Source organism: Leisingera sp. CC-HEC093 (assembly GCF_059429195.1).
In genome coordinates, this window is the sequence record NZ_JCAIJR010000001.1 from 3,589,737 (window position 1) to 3,612,566 (window position 22,830).

At 62.1% G+C, this 22,830-nt stretch carries 18 protein-coding genes and 1 tRNA gene; 8 read left to right on the forward strand and 11 right to left on the reverse strand.

The genetic code is table 11. The annotated features are described in order from the left end of the window. Positions 1 to 62: 62 nt before the first annotated feature. The gene (gene typA, locus AC5STB_RS17670; protein WP_495444100.1) at positions 63 to 1,883 is read left to right on the forward strand and encodes a translational GTPase TypA; all 1,821 of its coding nucleotides are present in this window, start codon (positions 63 to 65) and stop codon (positions 1,881 to 1,883) included. A 39-nt stretch (positions 1,884 to 1,922) separates the two neighbouring features. Here typA and AC5STB_RS17675 read toward each other — a convergent pair whose 3' ends face one another. The 4 genes from AC5STB_RS17675 to recA form a co-directional block, all read right to left on the reverse strand. Beyond that, positions 1,923 to 2,405, reverse strand: coding sequence for an MOSC domain-containing protein (locus AC5STB_RS17675; RefSeq protein ID WP_495444101.1), 483 nt, complete (start codon positions 2,403 to 2,405; stop codon positions 1,923 to 1,925). Continuing rightward, positions 2,405 to 2,692 (reverse strand): DUF1330 domain-containing protein, encoded by a 288-nt coding sequence (locus tag AC5STB_RS17680; protein WP_260018269.1) that lies wholly within the window; start codon positions 2,690 to 2,692, stop codon positions 2,405 to 2,407. The genes AC5STB_RS17675 and AC5STB_RS17680 overlap by 1 nt, the downstream gene beginning before the upstream one ends. A 77-nt stretch (positions 2,693 to 2,769) precedes the next feature. Then, complete coding sequence (gene alaS, locus AC5STB_RS17685) at positions 2,770 to 5,421, reverse strand: alanine--tRNA ligase (protein WP_495444102.1); 2,652 nt, start codon at positions 5,419 to 5,421, stop codon at positions 2,770 to 2,772. Positions 5,422 to 5,577: 156 nt separating this feature from the next. Further along, a complete protein-coding gene (recA, locus tag AC5STB_RS17690) occupies positions 5,578 to 6,645 on the reverse strand; it encodes a recombinase RecA (protein ID WP_495444103.1) in 1,068 nt (355 codons plus the stop codon). A 192-nt stretch (positions 6,646 to 6,837) separates the two neighbouring features. Between recA and AC5STB_RS17695 the strand changes: the two genes are divergently transcribed. After that, entirely contained in the window at positions 6,838 to 7,437 is a 600-nt protein-coding gene (locus tag AC5STB_RS17695; RefSeq protein WP_495444104.1) for a sulfotransferase family protein, read from the forward strand. Positions 7,438 to 7,490: 53 nt separating this feature from the next. Here the strand turns inward: AC5STB_RS17695 and AC5STB_RS17700 are convergent, their stop codons facing one another. The 3 genes from AC5STB_RS17700 to guaB all read right to left on the reverse strand — a co-directional run bounded on the left by AC5STB_RS17700 (position 7,491) and on the right by guaB (position 12,556). Further along, positions 7,491 to 9,806 (reverse strand): ATP-binding response regulator, encoded by a 2,316-nt coding sequence (locus tag AC5STB_RS17700; protein WP_495444105.1) that lies wholly within the window; start codon positions 9,804 to 9,806, stop codon positions 7,491 to 7,493. Positions 9,807 to 9,895: 89 nt separating this feature from the next. Continuing rightward, entirely contained in the window at positions 9,896 to 11,071 is a 1,176-nt protein-coding gene (locus AC5STB_RS17705; RefSeq protein WP_495444106.1) for an RsmB/NOP family class I SAM-dependent RNA methyltransferase, read from the reverse strand. 36 nt (positions 11,072 to 11,107) lie between these two features. Then, positions 11,108 to 12,556 (reverse strand): IMP dehydrogenase, encoded by a 1,449-nt coding sequence (gene guaB, locus AC5STB_RS17710; protein WP_495444107.1) that lies wholly within the window; start codon positions 12,554 to 12,556, stop codon positions 11,108 to 11,110. Between the two features lie 168 nt (positions 12,557 to 12,724). Here guaB and AC5STB_RS17715 point away from each other — a divergent pair, with 168 nt between their 5' ends. The 4 genes from AC5STB_RS17715 (at position 12,725) to AC5STB_RS17730 (ending at position 16,879) form a co-directional block, all read left to right on the forward strand. Beyond that, positions 12,725 to 13,909 carry a CaiB/BaiF CoA transferase family protein gene (locus AC5STB_RS17715; RefSeq protein ID WP_495444108.1) on the forward strand — a complete coding sequence of 395 codons (1,185 nt, stop codon included), beginning with the start codon at positions 12,725 to 12,727 and terminating at the stop codon, positions 13,907 to 13,909. 146 nt (positions 13,910 to 14,055) lie between these two features. Further along, positions 14,056 to 16,104 (forward strand): ASKHA domain-containing protein, encoded by a 2,049-nt coding sequence (locus tag AC5STB_RS17720; protein WP_495444109.1) that lies wholly within the window; start codon positions 14,056 to 14,058, stop codon positions 16,102 to 16,104. A gap of 73 nt (positions 16,105 to 16,177) precedes the next feature. Continuing rightward, positions 16,178 to 16,251, forward strand: a tRNA-Gly gene (locus tag AC5STB_RS17725). Positions 16,252 to 16,396: 145 nt separating this feature from the next. Continuing rightward, positions 16,397 to 16,879: a hypothetical protein gene (locus AC5STB_RS17730; protein WP_495444110.1), complete on the forward strand. Its 483-nt coding sequence runs from the start codon at positions 16,397 to 16,399 to the stop codon at positions 16,877 to 16,879. Positions 16,880 to 16,924: 45 nt separating this feature from the next. Here the strand turns inward: AC5STB_RS17730 and pgi are convergent, their stop codons facing one another. The 3 genes from pgi to zwf are packed head-to-tail and all read right to left on the reverse strand — an operon-like array spanning position 16,925 to position 20,693. Further along, a complete protein-coding gene (pgi, locus tag AC5STB_RS17735) occupies positions 16,925 to 18,532 on the reverse strand; it encodes a glucose-6-phosphate isomerase (protein WP_495444111.1) in 1,608 nt (535 codons plus the stop codon). Between the two features lie 17 nt (positions 18,533 to 18,549). After that, positions 18,550 to 19,221: a 6-phosphogluconolactonase gene (pgl, locus tag AC5STB_RS17740; RefSeq protein WP_495444112.1), complete on the reverse strand. Its 672-nt coding sequence runs from the start codon at positions 19,219 to 19,221 to the stop codon at positions 18,550 to 18,552. Further along, positions 19,218 to 20,693, reverse strand: coding sequence for a glucose-6-phosphate dehydrogenase (gene zwf / locus AC5STB_RS17745; RefSeq protein WP_495444113.1), 1,476 nt, complete (start codon positions 20,691 to 20,693; stop codon positions 19,218 to 19,220). The genes pgl and zwf overlap by 4 nt, the downstream gene beginning before the upstream one ends. 140 nt (positions 20,694 to 20,833) lie before the next feature. Between zwf and AC5STB_RS17750 the strand changes: the two genes are divergently transcribed. Together AC5STB_RS17750 and AC5STB_RS17755 are read left to right on the forward strand one after the other, a co-directional pair. Then, positions 20,834 to 21,787, forward strand: a complete 954-nt coding sequence (locus AC5STB_RS17750) for a radical SAM protein (RefSeq protein WP_495444114.1) — start codon at positions 20,834 to 20,836, stop codon at positions 21,785 to 21,787. A gap of 72 nt (positions 21,788 to 21,859) precedes the next feature. After that, positions 21,860 to 22,234 (forward strand): caspase family protein, encoded by a 375-nt coding sequence (locus AC5STB_RS17755; RefSeq protein ID WP_495444115.1) that lies wholly within the window; start codon positions 21,860 to 21,862, stop codon positions 22,232 to 22,234. Positions 22,235 to 22,500: 266 nt separating this feature from the next. On the opposite strand, the gene AC5STB_RS17760 is transcribed toward AC5STB_RS17755, so the two are convergent. After that, on the reverse strand, positions 22,501 to 22,770 hold the full coding sequence (locus tag AC5STB_RS17760; protein WP_495444116.1) for an usg protein: 270 nt from the start codon (positions 22,768 to 22,770) through the stop codon (positions 22,501 to 22,503). Between the last annotated feature and the right edge of the window lie 60 nt (positions 22,771 to 22,830).

A 22,830-nucleotide genomic window follows, 5' to 3' on the forward strand; every position in this document is an offset into this window, starting at 1 on the left:
CTCTGGCCTTTGTCCGGGGTTCGGGCTATGCGCGGCCCAACTTCCTTACAAAGGCGAACGTCATGGACCTGCGCAACATTGCGATCATTGCTCACGTTGACCACGGCAAAACCACCCTGGTTGACGAGCTGCTGAAACAATCCGGCGTCTTCCGCGAAAATCAGGCTGTGGCGGAACGCGCCATGGACAGCAACGATCTGGAGCGCGAACGCGGCATCACCATTTTTGCCAAACCGACCTCGGTCGAGTGGAACGGCACCCGGATCAACATTGTCGACACCCCCGGCCACGCCGATTTCGGCGGCGAGGTTGAGCGGATCCTGTCGATGGTCGACGGTGTGGTGCTGCTGGTGGACGCCGCCGAAGGCCCGATGCCGCAGACCAAGTTCGTGACCTCCAAGGCGCTGGCCCTGGGCCTGCGCCCGATTGTGGTGCTGAACAAGGTCGACAAGCCGGACGCCGAACCCGACCGCGCCCTTGACGAGTGTTTTGACCTGTTTGCCTCGCTGGACGCCACCGAGGATCAGCTGGACTTCCCGCATATGTATGCCTCAGGCCGCTCCGGCTGGGCCGATGCGGAACTGGATGGCCCGCGCAAGGATCTGCACGCGCTGTTCAACTTGATCGTGAACCACGTGCCGGAGCCGAAGCAGATCAAGCGCCAGGACGAAGATTTCCGGATGCTGGCCACCACTTTGGGCAGCGACCCGTTTGTGGGCCGTCTGCTGACCGGCCGCGTCGAAAGCGGCAAGCTGAAGGTCGGCGCCACCGTGCAGGCGATCTCCCGCATTGGCCAGAAAATCGAACAGTTCCGCGTCACCCGGATCCAAGCGTTCCGCGGCCTTGCCCAGCAGGACATCGAAGAAGCCCAGGCGGGCGACATCGTCTCTATCGCAGGCATGTCCAAGGCGACTGTGGCCGACACCATCTGCGCACTGGCCGTGGACGAGCCGCTGGACGCCCAGCCGATTGACCCGCCGACAATCACCGTGACCTTTGGCATCAACGACAGCCCGCTGGCCGGCCGTGATGGCAAGAAGGTGCAGTCCCGCGTCATCCGCGACCGCCTGATGAAAGAGGCTGAAAGCAACGTCGCCATCAAGATCCAGGACACCCCCGGCGGCGAAGCGTTTGAAGTTTCCGGCCGCGGCGAACTGCAGATGGGCGTCCTGATCGAAAACATGCGCCGCGAAGGATTCGAATTGTCGATTTCCCGCCCGCAGGTGATCATGAAGGAAGTCGACGGCGTTCGCATGGAGCCGATCGAAGAAGCCACCATCGACGTGGATGACGAATACTCCGGCGCAGTGATCGAGAAACTGACCGGCGCCCGCAAAGGTGAGCTGGTTGAGATGAGGCCCGCAGGCGCAGGTAAGACCCGGATCATCGCCCATGTGCCCTCGCGCGGCCTCATCGGCTATCACGGCGAGTTCCTGACCGACACCCGCGGCACCGGCGTGCTGAACCGCGTGTTCCACGGCTGGGCGCCGCACAAGGGCGCGATCCCGGGCCGCCGCGCGGGCGTGCTGATTTCAATGGAGAACGGCCAGTCGGTGGCTTACGCGCTGTGGAATCTGGAAGAGCGCGGCAAGATGATGATCGGCGCCCAGGCCGACATCTACACCGGCATGATCATCGGTGAGCATTCGCGCGACAACGACCTGGAAGTGAACCCGCTGAAGGGCAAGAAGCTGACCAACGTTCGGGCCTCCGGCACGGACGATGCGGTCCGCTTGACCACCCCGATGACTTTGTCGCTGGAAGAGGCGATCGCCTATATCAACGACGACGAACTGGTTGAGGTAACTCCGAACAGCGTGCGTCTGCGCAAGCGCTATCTGGACCCGCATGAGCGCAAGCGGATGTCCAAGGCCAGCGCCTGACGAACTAAAAACGGCGGCAGAGAAATCTGCCGCCGTTTTTCATTCTGCGTCTTGCGAAACTGTAACGCTGTCGCCCAAGGCTACCCTGCCGATTTCCAGAACCTCGGCGTACCAGCCGCCATGCCCGCGCATCGCATTGTATCCACCGCGGCCCAGCACTTCTTCCATCCGCGAACAGGGCGGACAAGGGCCGGTGATACGCACCAGCGCGCTGCCGACCCGCAGCGTCGCCTTCCGCAAGGCTGCTAGGTTGATGCCTGCAACAACGAGATTGCGCCGCAACTGCTCCGGCTGCACCGCGCCCAGTCCTGCCAGACCGGCAATGACAGGCAAATGCTCGGCCTGGATCAAGGTCACGGCACGCTTGCCTGCTTTGGCGTGATCGCCGCCAAGACCTTCTAGGGTCAATTCGGCACTTTCGGGCGATTGAACCTCTTCCCGCCGCCCAGGCCGCACACCTATCCACGCCACCCGGCCCGGGGCCGCGTGGCGTTTCAGCATTTCCGCAAAAGCGGTGACCATTACTCGGAGGTTTCCACCACCATCAACTCGCGCTCGGACGCGCCGCGGGCATGGTTCAGCGCTTCCTGGTACTCCGGGCTGTGATAGCAATCCACCGCAGCCTCGACGCTAGGGAATTTCGCAACTACGTTGCGCGGGCGCTCCTTGCCTTCCAGCTGCACAAACCGGCCGCCGCGGGCGATGAATTCGCCGCCATGCTTGGCGACGGCGGGACCTGCCAATTCGGCATATTTGCCATAGGCGTCAGCGTCGGTAACGGTCACATGTGCAATCCAAAGTGCGGGCATCAGAGCCTCCCTAGTGATGATCTTTCCGGCAGCTTAGGCAGATTGCCGGAAAGACCAAGCGTTTTTTGACCAAATGGTCAGCCAGCCAGCAGCTCCTCGGCCGCCTTAATGGCTTCATCGGCGCCAGAGAAGTCCTTGCCGCCGCCCTGGGCCATGTCCGGACGGCCGCCGCCGCCCTTGCCACCCACAGCGGGAACCGCGGCCTTCAGCACGTCCACAGCCGAAATATCGCCCGTCAGATCGTCGGTGACACCGGCAGCCACAGCCACCTTTCCGTCGTCCTCTGCGATCAGCAGGATCACACCGGAACCGATGTTCTGCTTGTGCTTGTCGATCAGCCCGCGCAGATCCTTGCCGGACACGCCCTGCAGCGCCTGGGCCAGGAACTTCTTGCCATTCACGTCCTTGGCATCAGCCCCGCCCCCGGAACCGCCGCCCATGGCAACCTGCTGCTTGAGGTTGGAAATCTCGTTCTGCAGGACCTTGCGCTCGTCCATCATTGCCTTGAGGCGGTCCAGGACATCCGCGGGCTGCGCCTTCAGGGCCGCTGCGACTGCAGCCATCCGGCCCGCTTCGCGCTCTAGATGCTCAACCGCAGCCGCACCAGTCAGCGCCTCGATCCGCCGCACGCCGGCAGAGGACGCACTGTCGCCCAGAATGACGAAAGTGCCGATGTCACCGGTCTGCTTCACATGAGTGCCGCCGCACAGCTCGATCGAATAAGTGTCGCCATCGTGGCCCTTGCCTGTCGGCGCGCGGCCCATGGAGACTACGCGAACCTCTTCGCCGTATTTCTCGCCGAACAACGCCTGGGCGCCCAGCTCGCGCGCGTCATCCGGAGTCATGATCCGGGTGGACACAGGCGTGTTCTGGCGAATGAAATCATTCACCTCGGCGCCGACCTTGGCCAGTTCATCCGCCCCCATCGCCTTGTTGTGGCTGAAGTCGAAACGCAAGCGGTCCTCAGCATTAAGCGAGCCCTTCTGCGCCACATGTTCCCCCAGCGCGTTTCGAAGCGCTTCGTGCAGCAAATGAGTAGCAGAATGGTTGGCGCGGATCTTGCTGCGGCGCGCGTGATCCACTTCCATGGCAGCGCCCTTGCCCACGGCGATTTCACCTTCGGTCACTTCGGCGATGTGCAGGAACAACCCCTCCACCTTCTTGGTGTCGGTAATGCGGGCCGCCCCGCCTTCGACTGTCAACACACCGGTGTCGCCAACCTGACCGCCGCTTTCGCCATAGAACGGCGTCTGGTTCAAGATAACCTGAACCGTGTCTCCCTTGGCTGCAGTTTGAATCTGCGCGCCATCCTTGACGATGGCAACGATCTGGCCTTCGGCCTTCTCAGTTTCATAGCCGAGGAAGTCGGTGGTGCCAGCAGCATCAACAATGTCGAAGTAGACCTTCACATCCGCCGCTTCGCCCAGGCCGATGCCGCCCGCGCGGGATTTCTCTTTCTGCTCTTTCATCGCAGCATCGAACCCATCGGTGTCGACCTCAATCTCCTTGGCACGCAGGGCGTCCTGAGTCAGGTCGAGCGGGAAGCCATAGGTGTCATAGAGCTTGAACGCAGTTTCACCCGGCAGCACGTCACCCTTGTCCATGTCGGCAGAGGCTTCGTCCAGCAGTTTCAAGCCGCGGTCCAATGTCTTGAGGAAACGGGTTTCTTCCTGTTCAAAGGTCTCCTCGATCAGCGCCTGGCCCTGGCCAAGCTCCGGATAGGCCGCGCCCATTTTCTGAACCAGCGACGGTACCAGCTTGTGCATGACCGGATCGGTGGCACCCAGCAGCGAGGCATGGCGCATCGCGCGGCGCATGATCCGGCGCAGAACGTAGCCGCGGCCTTCGTTCGAGGGCAGAACGCCCTCGGCAATCAGGAAGGAGCAGGAGCGCAGGTGATCGGCGATCACCCGGTGATGCACGTTCTGATCACCGAACGGATCGGAGTTTGTGACGTTTGCCGAGGCTTCGATCAGCGATTTGAACAGATCAGTTTCATAGTTGTCATGGGTGCCCTGCAGCAGCGCTGCAATCCGCTCCAGCCCCATGCCGGTGTCGATGGACTGCATGTCCAGGTCAACCATCGACCCATCCGCGAACTTCTCGTTCTGCATGAAGACGAGGTTCCAGATCTCGATGAACCGGTCGCCGTCTTCCTCAGCCGAACCCGGAGGCCCGCCCCAGATGTGGTCGCCGTGGTCATAGAAGATCTCGGTACAGGGGCCGCAAGGCCCGGTGTCGCCCATCTGCCAGAAATTGTCAGAAGTGGCGATGCGGATGATCCGGTCTTCCGGGACGCCCAGCTTCTTCCAAATCTCAAAGGCTTCGTCATCGGTGTGATAGACGGTGGTGTAGAGCCGGTCCTTCGGAACGTCGAATTCCCTGGTGATCAGCTCCCAGGCAAAGGGGATCGCCTCATGCTTGAAGTAATCGCCAAAGGAGAAGTTGCCAAGCATCTCAAAAAACGTGTGGTGGCGCGCGGTATAGCCGACGTTGTCAAGGTCGTTGTGCTTGCCGCCGGCGCGGACGCATTTTTGCGAGGTGGTCGCGCGCCTGTAATCGCGGGTTTCCACCCCGGTAAAGCAATTCTTGAACTGAACCATGCCTGAGTTGGTGAACATCAGGGTCGGGTCGTTGCGCGGCACCAGCGGGCTGGAATCGACAACTTCATGCCCCTGTTTGGCAAAGTAGTTCAGAAAGGTAGAGCGGATATCGTTGAGCGTCGGCATGTGCGGGATCTCTTGCGGGCTTAAAATAAGCGTTCCGGGCAGGTTTACCCGTCAGCCTGCGCACTGTCCACAGCAGGAAGCGGCGGCGCCTCACGAAAAAGGGCGCAGCCAGCGCTGCGCCCCCGTGTTACCAGGATTTGATCAGATTTCGGGCGCTTAGGCCTCAAGGATGTCGTCCGCATCGCCTGTTTCCGGACGCTCGAACTCGAGCCCGTGGGAGGCGCGGATCTTGTCCTCAATGTCAAAGGCGATTGCCGGGTTTTCCTTCAGGAAGGTCTTGGCGTTTTCCCGCCCCTGCCCGATCCGCTCATCCCCGTAGGAGAACCAGGCACCGGACTTGTTTACGACACCCGCCGCCACGCCCAGATCCAGCAGTTCGCCCATCTTGGAGATGCCTTCACCGTACATGATGTCGAATTCCACCTGTTTGAACGGCGGCGCCACTTTGTTTTTCACCACTTTGACACGGGTTGCGTTGCCGACCACCTCATCACGGTCCTTGATCGCGCCGATACGGCGAATATCCAGACGGACGGAAGAGTAGAATTTCAGCGCGTTGCCGCCGGTGGTGGTTTCGGGGGAGCCGAACATCACGCCGATCTTCATGCGGATCTGGTTAATGAAGATCACCATACACTTGGAACGGCTGATGGATCCGGTCAGCTTGCGCATTGCCTGGCTCATCAGACGGGCCTGCACACCGACATTGCTGTCGCCCATATCGCCCTCAAGCTCCGACTTCGGGGTCAGTGCCGCCACGGAGTCAACAATCACCATGTTGACCGCACCGGAGCGCACCAGCGTGTCGGTGATTTCCAGCGCCTGTTCGCCGGTGTCAGGCTGCGAGATCAGCAGCTCATCCAGATCAACGCCCAGCTTGGCCGCATACTGCGGGTCCAGCGCATGTTCCGCGTCGACAAAGGCGCAGACGCCGCCCTTTTTCTGCTGTTCCGCAATGCAATGCAGCGTCAGCGTGGTCTTGCCCGAGCTTTCCGGGCCGTAGATTTCAATGATCCGCCCCATGGGCAGGCCGCCGATCCCCAGCGCGATGTCCAGACCCAATGAGCCGGTCGAGCTTGCCTCGATCTCCTGCATGGCACTGCCATCGCCGAGCTTCATGATCGAACCCTTGCCGAACTGCCGCTCAATCTGGGCAAGCGCGCTATCGAGCGCCTTTTGCTTGTCACCGCTTACTTTATTTTTCATGGTCAAAAGATCCGCCATAGTCCCTTGTCCTTTTCTATGTGTCACACACCGGGGCGCGCGGCAATCACTGCTTTGTTCACCTCTTGTTCCTTGTGAGATCAAAAAGAGAACATTGCAACAGATTTCTGGTGTACCCACTTCAGGGCCAGGGTGTTAAAGATTGGTTTATGGTTAATCGGCAGCAAGATTATTTACCGGGCAGTTAACGGGATGATGATATTTTTCAAGGAACGGCTGGCGCTGCTTTCCGTTCCCAAGACAGGCACCACCGCGTTTCAGGCGGCCCTGCGCGAGCGCGCCGACCTGGTGATTTCGGACCCGCCGGAGCTGAAACACGCGCCGCTCTACCGCTACAACCGCTGGATCCGGCCGATGTTTGAGAAAGTCTGCAATGCTGAGCTGGAGGTCGCGGCCGTCGTGCGCGAACCCATCAGCTGGCTGGGCAGTTGGTACCGGTACCGCCGGCGGCCTGCGCTGGACGGCAAACCCAATTCAACCAAGGACGTCAGCTTCGATGACTTTCTGCACGCCTATTGCAAGGGCAAGCCGCCTGCCTTTGCCAATGTCGGCAGCCAGGCGAAGTTCCTGGAAGCGCAACCCAATGGCTGCAAGGTCAGCCATCTGTTCCGCTATGAGGACCAGCAGGCGCTGAAGCAGTTCCTGGAACAGCGCCTGGACACAGAGATCCGGCTGGAGCACAAGAACGTCAGCCCCCAAGCAGACCTGTCCCTGAGCCACGGGGCGGAGGCTCATGTCCGGCGCAAGCGCGCGGCGGAATTCGAACTCTACCAGTCGGTTCCTGCCCGCTGAATGCACAAAAACCGCCGGGTCCGGCGGCTTTCATTTTTTGGGCATTGCTGACGCTAGTGCAGCTGTGCATGCACCGTTTCGGTCAGCTCGTTGAGCGAGAACGGTTTCGGCAGGAACACCGAGTTCGGCACATCCGGATCGGCCTCGCCAAAGGCGCCTTCGGCATAGCCGGAGACAAAGACCACACGGGTGTCCGGGCGCTCCTTCAGCGCCTCGCGCACCCAGCTGGGCCCATCCATGCCCGGCATCACAACATCCGTCACGAACACATCCACTGTTAGGCCCGGGTCTTCCAGTGTGCGAAGGGCGTCCTCAGCCGATTCTGCCTCCAGCACCGTGTAACCGCGCATCCTGAGCGCGCGGGAGGCAAAGGCGCGTACAGGCGCCTCGTCCTCGACCAGCAGAACAACGCCTTCGCCATGCTGCGCGGCTGCCGCCTTTTCCTCGGCCTCCGCGGGTTTCTCCGCGGCGGGCTGATCCGCCTGCGGTTTGTGAACCGGGAAGAACAAGGTGAACTGCGTGCCATGCCCCTTGACCGAGTCGACAAAGATATAGCCGCCAGTCTGCTTGATAATGCCATAGGCGGTGGACAGGCCCAGGCCGGTGCCCTCGCCCGTGCGCTTGGTGGTGTAGAAAGGTTCGAACACCTTTTGCAGCTTGTCCGGCGCAATGCCGACACCCTCGTCCGAAACCTTGACCGTCACCCAATCGCCTGAAGGCACTGTTGCACGGTTCCGCTCCAACGGTTTGTCGAGCGAGATGACCTCAGTCTCGACCCGGATCTCTCCGCCCTGCGGCATTGCATCGCGGGCGTTCACCACCAAGTTCATCAGCACCTGTTCCAGCTGCCTCTTGTCAGCGCGGATCGACTTCATCACCGGATCGTGGCTGAGGGTCAGGGTGACCTTTTCGCCCACCAAACGGTTCAGCAGGTGGGTCAGGTCCGACAGCGTGTCCCGCACGTCCAGGGTTTCCGGCTGCAAAGTCTGCTTGCGGGAAAATGCCAGCAGCTGACTGACCAATGAGGCCGCCCGATTGGCGTTCTCATGGATCTGGATCAGATCACCATAGTCCTGATCGCCCTGATCATGACGCAATAGCAGCAGGTCGCAATGGCCTGAAATCGCCGTCAGCAGATTGTTGAAGTCATGTGCCACGCCGCCCGCCAGCTGGCCGATCGCCTGCATTTTCTGGCTTTGCACAAATTGTGCCTCCAGGGTTTTCAGCTCTGTCGCATCGTTCAGCACCGCAATCAGAACCGGCGTGCCCTCTTCCACAACGCGCGTAAGGGTAACCTGGACAAAAACCTCCTTGTCGGCGCGAGAAAGCCGCAGGAATTCCGATTTGTTGGGGGCCAGCCCGTCCGCGGTGTCGCGCAGCCAGTCCGACATCGGACGGCCAAGGCCCTCCATCAGCTGGCCAAGCTTGAGGCTGGCGCAGCTTTCGACACCAAGCAAACGCAAAGCCATGCGGTTGCTGCTCAGGATTTCCCCGGTCGGGGCCACCTTGAGGAACGGGACCGGCAGCGCCTCGAACCCGGCCTGCGACGACGCAAACCCTGCCTCATCCACTTCCATCAGGAACAGCTCACTGCGGCCCTGGGTGCGGTTCTTTTCGCTGACCAGGACCTGAACCGGCCCCTTTTTGGTGCTGAGCGTGTTGATCTGCCCGGGCACCACCGGCAGCGCAGGGAACAGCCGGTCTGTGGACTTTACCCGCTCCCCGATCAGGCTGCGGGCCGCTTCGTTCATGAACAGCACGGCACCGGTGCGGCCCACAGTGATCATTGGAACCGGCAGCGTGTCGGCGCCGCGGCCATTGCCGCCGCGGTCGAGGATATCCTCCACCCGCCACAGGAAACTGCCGCCGTTCATCTGGTGTACCGCCAGCCGAACATGGCCGCGCCGGGTAACGATGTCCTCGCGCGACGCACCATCGACGCGGGCGCGGCTTTGCAGCCGGTAAAGCACCGCAGACGGATTGGCCAGAATGGACCGCAGTGTGCTTGCCAAGGTGTCACGGCTGGCATCCTGAAACCGCTTCACCGCGGCCCCATTGCAGGCGTGAATCATGCCGTCATCATCGGTGACAAAACTGGGCGTCGCATCTTTTTCAATGAAGCCGGTCAGCAGATCGGCGGCCATTGCACGCGCGTTCAGCCGCATCCGCGCCTGAACCACCATCAGCACCGCAACCGCAGTCAGCGTCAGCCCGACCAGAACGAAGCCGCGGCCCATCCAGTCCGGCAACGGCAGCAGCCACGGGCCAGACATCAGCGCCAGCGACAGCAGCAGAGTTGCCGCAAGCTTGGTTTGCTCGGGTGAATAAACGCGCAGTTCCGGAACGGAAGTGTCTTGGCGACCGGACATTACGGCTCCATGGTCTGTACTGATTGCCGCCATAACGCGGCGATTTAGGTTAAAACCACGTTAAGAAACAACGGACTTTCAGCGGAACCCTAACAACGGGTATTCGCGCGCGTCAACACAGCAACAAAAAACCCATCGGTGCCGTTCTGAACCTGCCAGCCTTTCTGACCGGCCAGCATCCACTCCGGGTTCTCGCTGATAAACCTCTGAACCTGCGCGCTATTTTCGCAGTCAAGCATTGAGCATGTCGCATAGGCCAGCACGCCGTCAGCTGCGGTCAGCACGGCGGCCTGGCGCAGGATTTCACCCTGAATGCGCTGCAATTCAGCCAGCCCTTCGGATGTAAGGCGCCATTTACCTTCGGGCGCGCGCCGCCAGGAGCCGGAGCCGGAACAGGGCACATCGCATAGAACCAGATCATAAGGTCCGGAGCGGGCCAGATCTGCAGCCGCAAGCAGCTTTACATCCGCCCCGGCACGCGCGGCGCGCTCCGGAAGATCCTTCATCCGCCGTGGGTCGGCATCATGTGCAAAACTCTGGATTCTGGCCCGGGCCGCCATCGCTAGAGTCTTGCCGCCGCCGCCGGCGCAATAGTCCAGAACCGTCATGCCGTCCTTCAGCGGCAGCCGCTCTGTCACGGCTTGGCTTGCCGCGTCCTGAAGCTCTACCAGACCATCCTGGTACGCCTTGGCGTTTCGCAGCTTGCGAGCCCCCTCTTTCACCTCCAGCGCAGTTTCCGCTGCTGAATGCAGTTCGGCAGCAATGCCTTCGGCAGCCAAAACATTCTGCGCCTGTTCCACGGTTGCCCGCGCTGTATTCACCCGCAAATGCACCGGCGCCCGGCTGCGCAGCGCCAGCGCCGCGGCTTCAGCCTCCGCGCCAAGGCTGGCACTGAACTCCGGCCAGAGCCAATCAGGGATATCCAGCGCTTCCGGCCCCGCGGGTGCCGGTAGCAGCGAACGTTCAGCATCCGTCAGCGGCGCAGGCGCATGCCCTTGACCGGTGAAGAATTCATCCGGGTTCAGTCCCGCTTCCCTCAGAGCGCCCAGGATCAGGCCGCGTCCGCTGCGGCTGCCGCCAAGCGCCGCATGAGAGCGCAGGCAGCGCACCGCGTCGAACACATGGTCGCGCACCGCCGCGCGGTCTTTGGAACCGGCAAAGCGGCTGCGCCGCCCCCAGGAGGTCAGCGCCTTTTCCGCGGGCTCCCCCGCCAGCACCTGGTCCAGGATTTCGATGGCCGCCTGCAGGCGGGCGGCGGGGGTCATGCCCCCGCCCCATTCTTAAAAGCAGCCATCATGGTCTCAGCCCGCCCGGTAGTTCGGTGCTTCGCGGGTGATCTGCACGTCGTGGACGTGGCTTTCCTTCAGCCCGGCGCCGGTGATGCGGACAAAGTTGCAGTTCTTGCGCATGTCATCGACAGTCGCGCAGCCGGTGTAGCCCATCGCCGCGCGCAGACCGCCCACCAGCTGGTGAATCACCGCGCCCGCGCCGCCTTTATAAGGCACCTGCCCCTCAATCCCTTCCGGCACCAGCTTGTCGCTGGCTGCATCTTTCTGGAAGTAGCGGTCGGCAGAGCCGCGTGCCATCGCGCCCATGGAGCCCATGCCGCGGTAGGATTTAAAGGAACGGCCTTGGTACAAGATCACCTCGCCCGGGCTTTCATCAGTGCCGGCAATCATCGAGCCGACCATGGCGCAGGACGCGCCCGCCGCAATCGCCTTGGCGAAATCGCCGGAGAACTTAATACCACCGTCGGCAATCACCGGCACGTCACCAGCAGCGCCGGCACAATCCATGATCGCGGTCAGCTGCGGCACGCCGACGCCCGCCACCATGCGGGTGGTGCAGATTGAGCCCGGGCCGATGCCGACCTTAACCGCGTCCGCGCCTGCGTCGATCAGTGCGCGGGTGGCTTCGGCTGTTGCCACGTTGCCGGCAATCACCTGCACGTTGCTGTATTGCGCCTTGATGCGTTTTACCGCGTCGATAACACCTGCGGAATGGCCATGTGCGGTGTCCACCACCACGATATCCACGCCTGCATCGATCAGCGCCTCAGAGCGCTCAAAGCCGCTGTCGCCAACCGAACTGGCAGCCGCAACGCGCAGCCGGCCCAGCTCGTCCTTGCAGGCGGTGGGGTTCAGAACCGCCTGTTCGGTGTCCTTGAGGGTCAGAAGACCGGTCAGCTTGCCGTCCTTGTCAGACACCAGCAGCTTCTCAATCCGGCGCGCCTTCATCAGCGACTTGGCCTCTTCCAGATCGGCCGGCTCCTGCAGCATCGCCAGGTTGTCAGAGGTCATCATGACGGAAACAGGCGTGCTGGCATCGGTGGCAAAGCGCATGTCGCGATTGGTCACGATGCCAACGACGCGGCCCGAGCCGTCAACCACCGGGAAGCCTGTGACACGGTAACGTTCCTGCAGCGCCTGAGCATCTGCCAGGGTCTGGTCCGGGGTCAGGGTGATCGGGTTGTAAACGATGCCGGAGACAAACCGCTTGACCCGGCGCACTTCTCTGGCCTGCTCCTCGGCATTCAGGTTCTTGTGGATCACACCCATGCCGCCGGCCTGCGCCATCGCAATCGCCATCCGCGACTCGGTCACTGTATCCATTGCCGAGCTCAACAGCGGAATGTTGAGGGCGATGGACTGGGTCACCCGCGTGCGCGTATCCGCGGTGTTGGGCAGAACGCTCGACGCGCCTGGCACCAGTAGAACATCATCAAAGGTGAGAGCCTCACGAATCTGCATTGGTCGTCCTCATGCATAACCCCGTTTGGCGGTGACCCTATGGCACAGAAGCCTGCGGGTGGAAAGAGGCCTGCGGCAAGAATTCCTGCAGCGCAGCAATTCTTTGGCGGGCGGCTGATCTGGGTCAAGGCGCGCAGGCCCGCTCCGGATTTCTGTAAATCTGCAGAAATGACTCTGGATTTCACCATGCCCGGCCCCTTGCAAGATATCATTATTCTGGACCTGACCCATGTGCTGGCAGGCCCCTATTGCTCGATGATCCTGTCTGACCTCGGAGCGAGGGTGATCAAAGTGGAACGGCCCGGGACCGGTGACGACACCCGGTCATTTCCTCCCTTTAATAATGGCAGCAGCGCCTATTTCGCCACCATCAACCACGGCAAGCATAGCATTGCACTGGACCTGAAAGCGCCGGAGGACCGCAAAATCTTTGAACGCCTTCTGGGCCAGGCAGATGTGCTCTTGGAAAACTACCGGCCCGGCGTGATGCAGCGGCTTGGCTACGGCTGGGACGACCTGCACGCCCGCTTCCCGCGTCTGATCTACGGCGCGGTCTCAGGCTTTGGCCACACCGGCCCCGACGCCCAGAAACCCGCCTATGACATGGTGGTTCAGGCACGCGGCGGGGTGATGTCGATCACCGGCGAAAAGAACCGCGAGCCAGTACGGGTCGGCGCCTCCATTGGCGACATCGTGGCGGGCATGTTCCTCGGCCATGGCATTCTCGCGGCCCTTCTGGACGTGCAGAAGACGGGCCAGGGCCGCTTCATCGATGTTGCTATGCTGGACAGTCAGCTGGCCCTGCTTGAACACGCCATCGCCATTACCTCCGTCACCGGCGAAGCGCCGCAGCCTTCTGGCGCGCGGCACCCGTCGATCACCCCGTTTGAGACCTTCCACGCCTCCGACGGGCTGTTCGTGATCGCAGCCGGCAATGACGCGCTGTTTGCCCGGCTTTGCGATGCCCTGCAGCTGCCGCTGGCTGCGGACCGGCGCTTTGCCACCAATCCGGCCCGCTGCGAAAACGCCCGCCTTCTGAAACGCTTGATCGAGGCGGTGACACTGGGTCAGCCCACGGATCATTGGATCGCCTTGCTGAGCGGGGCCGGTGTCCCCACCGGTCCGATCCAGACCGTGGATCAGGTGCTGCGCGATCCGCAGATCCTGGCCCGTAATATGGTGGTCGATGTGCTGGATGAGGACGGACGTCCGGAAAATCTGTCCGCTGGCAATCCGATCAAGATGAGCGGCCTGCCCGACCCAGACACCCGCCGCCCCGCCCCGCGGCTCGACGGCAACCGCGCAGAGATTCTGGCGTGGCTTGAAGAAGTTGAGGCGAAGGCAGGCGGCTGACCGCAAGCCTGCCAAAAAACAGCATTCCAAATTCATCAAATCGCGGAAAATGCCGCCAGCAGACAGGAAAATGCCGCCCATTGCCTTTCGCTTGCCGCAAAAGCCCATATGCTCCGCCTAAATTGCGGAATGAGAAGGCCACAGGCATGACTGACGAACCCCTCGTTGTGTTTACCCCCTCCGGCAAGCGCGGGCGTTTCCCCGCGGGCACACCGATTCTGACCGCCGCGCGGCAGCTGGGTGTCGATCTGGACTCCGTCTGCGGCGGCCGCGGGATCTGCTCCAAGTGCCAGATCACCCCCTCCTACGGCGAGTTTCCCAAACACGGTGTGACCGTGGCCGAGGGCGCGCTGAGCGAGTGGAACAAGGTTGAGCAGCGCTACAAGGACAAGCGCGGCCTGATCGACGGCCGCCGCCTGGGCTGCCAGGCCACCGTGCAGGGCGACATCGTGATCGACGTGCCGCCGGAAAGCCAGGTCCACCGCCAGGTGGTGCGCAAGCGCGCCGAAGCCCGGGACATCACCATGAACCCCTCTACCCGGCTGTACTATGTCGAGGTGGAAGAGCCCGACATGCACAAACCCACCGGCGATATGGAACGGCTGATCGAGGCACTGGATGCCCAGTGGGACCTGAAGGGTGTCAAAACCGACCTGCATATCCTGAGCGCGCTTCAACCCGCGCTGCGCAAGGGCGGCTGGAAGGTGACCGTCGCCGTGCATCTGGGCGATGAAAACCACCCGCCCAAGATCATGCACATCTGGCCCGGCTTCTATGAAGGCTCGATCTACGGCCTTGCCGTTGACCTCGGCTCCACCACCATCGCCGCGCACCTCTGCGATCTCAAAACCGGCGAGGTCGTGGCCTCCTCCGGCATCATGAACCCGCAGATCCGTTTTGGCGAAGACCTGATGAGCCGTGTCTCCTATTCGATGATGAACAAGGGCGGCGACCGGGAAATGACCCGCGCGGTGCGCGAGGGCATGAACGCACTGTTCACCCAGATCGCAGCTGAGGCGGAGATCGACAAGGCGCTGATCGTGGATGCGGTCTTTGTCTGCAACCCGGTGATGCACCACCTGTTCCTTGGCATCGACCCGTTTGAGCTGGGCCAGGCCCCCTTTGCGCTGGCGACCTCCAACGCGCTGGCGTTGCGAGCGGCGGAACTCGACCTGAACATCCACCCTGCCGCCCGCGTCTACCTGCTGCCCTGCATTGCCGGCCACGTCGGTGCCGATGCCGCCGCGGTGGCGCTGTCCGAGGCGCCTGACAAATCCGAAGACCTGGTGCTGGTGGTTGACGTCGGCACCAATGCGGAAATCCTGCTGGGCAACAAGGAAAAGGTTCTGGCCTGCTCCTCCCCCACTGGCCCCGCATTCGAGGGCGCGCAGATTTCCAGCGGCCAGCGCGCCGCCCCCGGCGCCATCGAACGCGTGGAGATCAATCCGGAAACCAAGGAACCCCGCTTCCGCGTGATCGGCTCCGACGCCTGGTCGGATGAGGACGGCTTCTCCGAATCCATCGCCACAACCGGCATCACCGGCATCTGCGGCTCCGGCATCATCGAGGCGATTGCCGAAATGCGCCTGGCGGGCGTGCTGGACGCCTCTGGCCTGATCGGCTCGGCAGAACAGACCGGCACTGCCCGCTGCATCGCGGATGGGCGCACCAATGCTTACATGCTGTGGGACGGCTCCGCCGAGGGCGGCCCGACCATCACTGTCACCAACCCGGACATCCGCGCCATCCAGATGGCCAAGGCCGCGCTGTACTCAGGTGCGCGTCTGCTGATGGACAAATTCGGCGTTCAGAACGTTGACCGCGTTGTGCTGGCCGGTGCCTTTGGCGCGCATATTTCTGCCAAGCACGCGATGGTGCTGGGCATGATCCCCGACTGCGTGCTGGACAAGGTGACCTCGGCCGGCAACGCCGCAGGCACTGGTGCCCGTATTGCGCTCTTGAACACCGAGGCGCGCGGCGAGATCGAGGAGACCGTGCGCCGGATCGAGAAGATCGAAACCGCCGTTGAGCCCCGCTTCCAAGAGCATTTCGTCAATGCCTCGGCGATCCCCAATTCGGCGGAGCCCTTCCCGATCCTGGAAACCGTGGTGACCCTGCCGCAGGTGAATTTCAACACCGGCGGCGGTGACGGCGAAGGCGCTGGCGGCGGCCGCCGCCGCCGGCGGCGCGGCTAAGCAGGATCCGGCAAGAATTTCGCGGCGGCGCCCTTGACCTTGGCGCCGCCGCGGCATAATCCTGCCCTCACAAGCGGGTATGGTGAAATGGTATCATGCGAGCTTCCCAAGCTTAAGGCGCGGGTTCGATTCCCGCTACCCGCTCCAACCTTCCATATTTTTCAAGACCTTCCAGCGCGCAGCTTTAGCTAAAGCTGCCTGACCTCTCTGCCCGCGCGCAATCACGCAGTTTGTGATAGACTGGCCCGGCAGGCCCGCATGTTAAGGGCCGCCAGTTTGGGAGGGTACCAGTATGACACGTCACTATTTCACCGCCGCACTCCTGTGCGCCTTCGGCGCCGGAACCGCAGCTGCAGGCACAACCTGGGAGCAGGGCGGCACCGGAACCGGCATCGCAAGCAATACGCCCACGGAGATCGCCGATGGCCATATGGTGATGCAAACCAGCAGTTCCTACGAAAACGTTGAGATGGAAGACGCCGAGCACCCGATGAACGGTGCCGCCGGGCCATGTTTTGGCGCGGTTGAAGCCGCGCCTGGCGGGGTCACTGGCGGCGGGATCTGCGCCTTTACCGACAAGGCCGGCGACAAGGTGGTGCTGCATTGGCACGCCGAGGGCATGGATGCCTCCGGCGCCCTGACCGGCAGCTGGAAACTGAGCGGCGGGACAGGCCCCTGGGCCGAGGCAGAGGGCGGCGGTAAATTCTCCTCCCTGACCGACCCGGCAAGCGGAAACTTCGTCAACACAATCACCAGCAGCGTAACGCTGCCCTGATCAAACCCGCGGGGCGGTCACGCCCCGCAGCTTTCGATAGCTCCGTCAGCTCCAGGAGCCGCGCACGAACTCCAGCAGCGCGCGGGTGGAGCCGTCTTTGCCCTCAGCGCTTTTTTCACCTGTCAGCAGCGGCCCCAGCGTGTTCGCCAGCTCCTTGCCCAGCTCCACGCCCCACTGATCGAACGAGTTTATGCCCAGGATCACGCCTTCGACAAACACCCGGTGTTCATAAAGAGCGATGATTTGACCCAGCACATAAGGGGTCAGCTTCGGATAGATCAGGGTTGTGGACGGCCGGTTGCCTGAAAACACCCGGTGGCGCGCCTGCCGCTCCAGTTCTGCCCCCTCATAGCCCTTGGCCCGCATCAGCGTACAGGCTTCCTCGAGGCTGCGGCCGCGCATCAGCGCCTCGGACTGCGCCAGGCAATTTGCCACCAGCAGCGTGTGATGTTGCGCCAGCTCAGGCTCATGGCCCTTGGCCGCCACCAGAAACTCTGCCGGAATGACCGATGTGCCCTGATGCAGCAGTTGATAGAACGCATGCTGGCCATTGGTGCCGGGCTCACCCCAGACCACCGGGCCGGACGGATACGGCAAAGGAGACCCATCCATCGCCACCGACTTGCCGTTCGATTCCATTTCCAGCTGCTGCAGATAGGCCGGCAGCCTCCGCAGCCTCTGGTCATAGGGCAGCACGGCACGGGTCGGATAGCCGCAGACCTGATTGTGCCAAATGCCGGTCAGCGCCAGCATCACCGGCATGTTCTGCGGCCAGGGGGCACTGCGGAAATGCTCATCCATCGACTTGCCGCCCGCCAGAAAGGCGCGGAAGTTTTTCGGCCCCACCGCCAGCATCACGCTCAACCCGATCGGCCCCCAGACCGAATAGCGTCCGCCAACCCAGTCCTCAAAGCCAAACACATGCTTGCGCGGTATGCCAAAGGCTGCGGTCTCTTCCTCAGACGTTGACAGGGCCAGAAACTGCCTTGCCGGATCACCGCCGCCATCCTCAATCCACCGCCGCGCGGTCCGGGCATTGGTCATGGTCTCAACCGTGGTGAAGGTCTTGGAGGCCACAATCACCAAAGTCGTCTTGGGATCAATCCGCTGCAGGATATCATGTATGTGGGCACCATCCACATTGGAGACAAAATGGCAGCGCGGCCCGTCGTGGTAAGGCGCCAGCGCCAGCGTCGCCATCACCGGCCCCAGATCAGAACCGCCAATGCCGATGTTGACTACATCTGTAAAGGCGCCGCCCGGCCCCTGCATCGCGCCAGAACGGACACGCGCGGCCAATTTCTCCATCCGCTCCAGGGTCTTGCGCAGCGGTGCGCGGATGTCATCGCCATCAACCAGCAGCTCCTGCCCGTCGGGATCGCGCAGGGCTGTGTGCAGCACCGCGCGCTGCTCAGTTTCATTTATCGGCTCGCCCTGGAACATGGCCGCCCGCTTGCCGGCCACATCCCGCGCTTCGCACAGGTCAACCAGCGCCGCACGCACACCGGCTGTAATCCGGGTCTTGGAATAGTCGAACAAAAGCGTTTCGCACCGCACACTGAAATTTTCAGCGCGGCTGGGATCTCTCTCAAACAGATCAACAATGTCTTCACTGCAAATTTCCGAATGCAGCGTCTTCAAGGAAGTGAACATTTCTACCTTTCCAGAATTCAAGGCGCCCAGTGGACAGACACTTCGGACAAAACAGCCTGTACCGGGGCGTCTTCGGGCGGAAGCGACATCGCCTTTTCCAAAGCCCTGCGCTTGGCGTCCCCGAAGATCACCAGATGCTTGGCAATCGCTGCGTCGAGCACGCGCGCCGTCAGGCTGATCCGCGCTTCGGGCTGGCTGTCGGGCCGCATCACCGCCAGCGGCGGCGCGTCCGGCGCCAGCGCCGCCTGGATCCCGGCAGCACCGGGAAACAGCGAGGCTGTGTGCATGTCCTCCCCCATGCCCAGCAGCAGCACCGACAGAGGCAGCTCTGGCACCACCCGGGTTTCCAGCTCAGCCAGCACCTCCTCCGGCTCCCGCTCAGGCACATGGAACGGCAGGAATTGCGCCGCCGCCGCCCGATTCTGCAGCAGCCGGCCGCGGATCATCGACGCGTTGGAGCGGGCATGTTCCGCAGGCACCCAGCGTTCATCCGTCGCCATGACGCGCACCCGGTCCCATTCGATGTCAGCCGCGCATAAGTCGTCGAAAATCAGCCCGGGCGAGGTCCCGCCCGCGACCGCAAAGGACACGGTATCGTGGTTCAGCAAGTGGGTTTTCAAATCACCCGCAATTTCATTCGCGACTTCGATCGCCAGCATGTCCTGATCAGGGTACTCATTGAACTTCATGGGTTGATCCCTCTCCATTCCCGCCCGTCGCGGCGCATCAGCAAATCGGCATCCTCCGGCCCGGCGGTACCGCTAACATAGGGTTTAGGCACATCACCGCGGGATTTCCACCCCTCAATCAAAGGATCGGTCCAGGCCCAGGCCGCCTCCACCTCGTCTCCCCGCATAAACAACGTCTGGTTGCCGCGCACAACATCCATGATCAGCCGTTCATAAGCATCCGGCGGATCGCCGCCCTCCGGCCCCAGCGCCTCGGCAAAACTCATGTCCAGCGGCACGTCGATCAGGCGCATCCCGCCCTGCCCCGGCTCCTTGATGGTCACGCTGAGGGTGATGCCCTCATTGGGCTGCAGGCGGATCTTCAGGTGGTTGGCGTGACGCCCGGCTTCGGCACCGAAAATCGAATGCGGCGCGTCCTTGAACATCACGTTGATCACCGAGGAGCGGTTCACCAGCCGCTTGCCGGTGCGCAGATAAAACGGTGTTCCGGCCCACCGCCAATTGCTGATATGCGCCTTTAGCGCCACATAGCTTTCGGTTGTGCTGCGCGGGTTGCCAACCAGTCCGCGATAGGACGGATGCGGCGCCTCCGGATCCAGCGACGCCTGATACTGGCCGCGCACGATGTGATGCGGCTCCACCGGATCCAGTGCGCGGATCACCTTCAGCTTTTCGTCGCGCACAGCGTCCGGGTCGAACTTGGCCGGCGGCTCCATCGCGATCAGGCACAAGAGCTGCATCAGATGGTTCTGCATCATGTCACGCATCGCCCCGGCGCGCTCGTAATACTCCTCGCGCCCCTCAACACCGACGGTTTCCGCAACCGTTATCTGGATGTGGTCAACATACTGGCTGTTCCACAGGGGCTCGAACAGCATGTTGCCGAACCGGACAGCCATCAGGTTCTGAACCGTTTCCTTGCCCAGGTAATGATCGATGCGGTAAATCTGGCTTTCGTCGAAATGGCTGGCCAGGGTCCGGTTCAGCTCCCGCGCTGTTTCCAGGTCGCGGCCAAAGGGTTTCTCCACCACAATCCGCGTGCCCGCATTGGCCAGCCCGTGCCGGTGCAGCCGCTCTGCCAGCGGTCCGAACAGCCCGGGGCCGACCGAGAAATAGAACATGCGGATCGGCACATCCTCCTCCGGGCGCAGCTGGCGGCTCAGGTCCTGCCAGCCCTCCTCGCCCAAAGCATCCAGCGCCACATAGCTCACCCGCTCCAAAAACGTCTCCAGCGCCCCGCCGCCGCAGGCCTTGGGCCCGGCATGGGCGCGTACTGCCTCGGCAACAACCGTACGGTATTCTTCGCTGGTCAGGCTTGTACGTGCAGCCCCGATAATCCGCTCATCCCCGGTCAGTTGGCCCGCGCAATGGCGGCGGAACAGCGCAGGCAGAATCTTGCGCTGCGCCAGATCGCCCGTGCCGCCGAAAATCACCAGGTCAAACGGGTCGACCGGTATCACACGCGAAACCATTCTTGTTCTTCCTGTCTCCGCCGGTGCAGGCACGGCACACCGCCGCTCACATCCCTGTCATGTGCCTGCCCGGCTGCTTTCATTTCCTGCCCAGTATAAGGTAGCTTGCTGCGAAAGGAACCGCCCCAAAGGACATCCGCATGAAAGACCTGCAAAAATCTGCCGCCAACCTGGGCAAGTTCCAAGACGCCTTTGTGACGGCAGACGGTCAGCAGCGCGCTTCAGTCCCGCTCAGCCATCCGGAAACTCTTTGGTTCAATACCGGCACCCTGTGCAACATCGAATGCAGCAATTGCTACATTCTGAGTTCCCCGACGAATGACGCGCTGGTCTATCTGACTGCCGCCGAAGTGCAGGACTATCTGGATCAGATCGCGGACCGCAACTGGCCCATCCGGGAAATCGGCTTCACCGGCGGCGAGCCCTTCATGAACCCGGAGATGATCCCTATGACGCGCGCCGCGCTGGAACGGGGGTTCGAGGTTCTGATCCTCACCAACGCCATGCGCCCGATGATGCGCAAAACGGTCAAGACAGGTTTGCTGGCCCTGCGGGAAAGGTACAGAGACAAGCTGACGCTGCGAATCTCAGTCGATCACCACAGCGCCGTATTGCACGATGAGGAACGCGGCGAAGGCAGCTTTGCAAAAACCATCGAAGGCATGGAATGGCTGCGCGACAACGGCTTTCGCATGGCCATAGCAGGCCGCACAGTCTGGGGCGAGAGCGAGGCTGAGGCCCGCGCGGGCTATGCCGCATTGTTCGAAACCCACGGCTTTGCCATCGACGCGCAAGACCCGGGCCAGACCGTTCTGTTCCCCGAAATGGACGAAACCGTGGAAGTCCCTGAAATCACCACCGCGTGCTGGGGTATCCTGAACAAATCGCCGGACAGCGTGATGTGCGCCTCCTCCCGCATGGTGGTCAAGCGCAGGGGGGCAGACTCCCCCGCTGTGCTGACCTGCACCCTGCTGCCCTACGCGCCGGAGTTCGAGATGGGCGCAACACTGGCCGAGGCAGAGCGCCCGGTGCAGCTGAACCACCCGCATTGTGCCAAATTCTGCGTTCTGGGCGGTGCCAGTTGCTCTGCCTGAGAAAAAGCGCAGCTTTCAACTGACATCCGCAGGATGGTACCATAGGCCATATTGCCTGCCGGGTGTTGTGACATGCGCTTGCTGATCGCTCTTCTGCTTTGCCTCCTTCCCATTGCAGCCTCCGCAGAAAACCGGATGGCCCTGGTCATCGGAAACAACAGCTATTCCGACGTTCCCGAGCTGGCCAAGGCCCGGTCGGATGCGCAGGCAGTCGGCACGAAATTGAATGAACTTGGCTTCGTCGTCACAACGGCGCTCGATCAAAACCGCCGCGGGCTGAACAATAAAATCTCCGAATTCACCGCCGGGCTGGAACCCGGCGATGCGGCCTTTGTCTTCTTTGCCGGTCACGGGGTGGAAATCGACGGCGAGAACTATCTGCTGCCCACAAACATCGCCGCCTCCGCGCCGGAACCAGCCCCGTCCGCGCCGCTGGCGGGCGCCTGAAAGTACAAGGCAACATGCGCCCCGGCCGTTAAGGTCACTGGGAACGTCCATTACACCCATGCAGGCGGCAAGAAACACCACAGGCGGCTCAGCGTTTCACTGGGCCAGAATGCCAACACTGAGGTCTTTTTGAACGGATGCAGATCAGCGGAACAGACTATTGCCCCGGCATCACAGTCACCTGGCGCGGCCGGCTAGCCGCGGACGGGTGCAGTTTCACCGCCGGCTCTACCGGCCGTGCGGTCTGTGCCTGGCGCTGCCTCCTCTCAGTGGATCTGGAACTCCCCGACCACATTGCGCCACTCACCGGGGCCGATCATCTTGCGGTGATTGAACCGCACCGAATGCAGCGGCCCCTCGATTTCCCGATGCCAGAACTCGATGAACTCAAACAGCCGCGGGTGGTCCGGCGCCAAGTCGTACTGCTGCCAGACGAACGTGTTCAAAACATGGATATGATCCGGCATGCGGTAAGTGAATTCCGCCGTGGTCAGCCCGTATCCTTTAAGCATCAGCTCTGTTTCGCTGGTCTCCATCTCTAGCCTCCAATTCTTACCCCCTCTGATTGATGCTAGGCTGCAATTGGTTAATTTCCT